The 2,240-nt window shown below is 70.7% G+C and carries 1 protein-coding gene; it reads left to right on the top strand.

Annotated elements, in window-relative coordinates; genetic code table 11:
- A partial coding sequence (locus ACWCRA_RS35190) for a non-ribosomal peptide synthetase (protein ID WP_451069477.1) occupies window positions 1-2,240 on the top strand: 2,240 nt, incomplete at both ends.

The raw sequence follows: 2,240 nt of genomic DNA, 5'->3' as shown, positions 1-2,240 counted from the left end.
CTTCTGGACCATCAGTATCTGAGCCTCGCGGACATCCAGCAGACCACCGGGACCGGAACCGGGGAACTCTTCGACACCACCACCGTCTTCGAGAACTTCCCCCTGGAGCTCGACGGTCTCGTCGGACCCGAGGCGGGTTTCCGGCTCACCGGGGTGCGGACCCATGGCGAGGGCGTCACCCACTATCCGCTGACGCTGTCGGTCGTGCCCGGCGACGAGCTGACCGTACGGCTGACCTACCGCCCCGACCTCTTCGAGCGCGAGGCCGTCGACGGGATCATGGCGCGCTTCCTCCGGGTTCTGGAGAGGGTCGTGGAGAACCCCGACGAGCTGACCGGCCGGCTGGATGTGCTCTCGGAGCCCGAGCGCCGGCGGCTGCTCGTCGAGTGGAACCCGCAGGCGCCGGAGACGGCGCCGCGATGTCTCCACACGCTGTTCGAGGAGCGGGTGGCGCGGTCGCCGCACGCCGTGGCCGTGGTGTTCGGCGATCTGTCGCTGAGCTATGCCGAGGTGAACGCGCGGGCCAACCGGCTGGCGCGGCTCCTGATCGCCCAGGGCGCCGGGCCCGAGCGGACCGTGGCACTCGCGCTGCCCCGCTCGGCGGAGACAGTGATCGGGATACTGGCGGTGCTCAAGGCCGGCGCGGCCTATGTGCCGGTGGACCCGGAGTACCCCGTCGAGCGGATCGCCCTCATGCTCGCCGACTCCCGCCCCGTCTCCGTACTGACCACGGCCGATGTCGCCGAGCGGCTGCCGCGGACCGGTGTCCCCCGGGTGGTGCTCGACGACCCCGGGACCGGGCTAGCGCTCGCGGCACACCCCGACTCCAACCCGACCGACGCGGACCGTACCGCCGTGCCGAGTCCGGAGAACCGGGCCTATGTCATCTACACCTCGGGCTCCACCGGCAGGCCGAAGGGCGTGGTCGTCTCGCACCGGAATGTGCAGCGGCTCATGGCGTCCCTGCACCCCGAGTTCGCCTTCGGCCCGGACGATGTCTGGACGCTCTTCCACTCCTCCTCCTTCGACGTCTCCGTCTGGGAGATCTGGGGAGCGCTGCTGAACGGCGGCAAGCTGGTCGTGATCCCCTTCACCACCACCCGCTCACCGGCGGAGCTGCTCCGGCTCCTGGTCCGGGAGGGGGTCACCGTCCTCAGCGAGACACCGTCGGCCTTCCACCAGCTCGACCAGGCCGATCAGGAGGAGCCCCGGACCGGCGCGGGGCTCGCCCTGCGCTGGATCTTCCTCGCCGGCGAGGCACTGGACCCGAGCCGTCTGACCGGCTGGTACGAGCGCCATGCCGGGCCCACCGCCCCGGTCGTGGTCAACGCCTACGGGCCCACCGAGGCCAGCATCTACACCACCCATTTCACCCTGGACCGTGCCTCGATCCACTCCAGCGCCAGCATCATCGGCCGACCGGTCGCCGATCTGCGGCTGTATGTGCTGGACGCGGGTCTGCGGCTGGTCCCGCCGGGTGTGGTGGGTGAGTTGTATGTGTCGGGGCCGGGGCTGGCGCGGGGGTACGCGGATCGGGCGGGGCTGACGGCGGAGCGGTTCGTCGCCGATCCGTACGGTCCTGCCGGTGCGCGGATGTACCGGACGGGGGATCTGGTGCGCTGGTGCGCGGACGGGAATCTGGAGTATCTCGGGCGCGCGGACGATCAGGTCAAGGTGCGGGGTTTCCGGATCGAGCCGGGGGAGATCGAGGCCGCGCTCCTGCGCCGCGAGGGCGTCGCCCAGGCGGCGGTCCTCGCCCGCACCGACCGGCCGGGTGATGTGCGGCTGGTGGGCTATGTCGTTCCGGAGACGGGGACAGGGCTCGACGGCGCAGGGCTCCGTCGCGACCTGGGACAGGAACTGCCGGCCCATATGGTCCCGGCGGCCATGGTGGTACTGGACCGCCTCCCGCTCACCGTCAACGGCAAGCTCGACCGCCGTGCCCTGCCCGCCCCCGATTTCACCACCGCCGTCACCGGCCACGGGCCCCGCACTCCCCGGGAGGACATCCTTTGCGGGCTCTTCGCCGATGTCCTGGGTCTGCCCCGCGTCGGCGTCCACGACGACTTCTTCGAGCTGGGTGGGCATTCGCTGCTGGCGACCCGACTCATCAGCCGTATCGAGACGGTCCTCGGTGTGCGTTATTCGGTGCGGGATTTGTTTGAGTCGCCGTCGGTTGCGGGTTTGTTGGGGCGTTCGGTGGGGGGTGGGGTTGTTCGGCCGGCTCTGGTGCGGGTGGA

Source organism: Streptomyces sp. NPDC001889 (assembly GCF_053594535.1).
The sequence above is the reverse complement of the archived record's forward strand: the minus strand, read 5'-3'. Positions and strand labels throughout refer to the sequence as shown.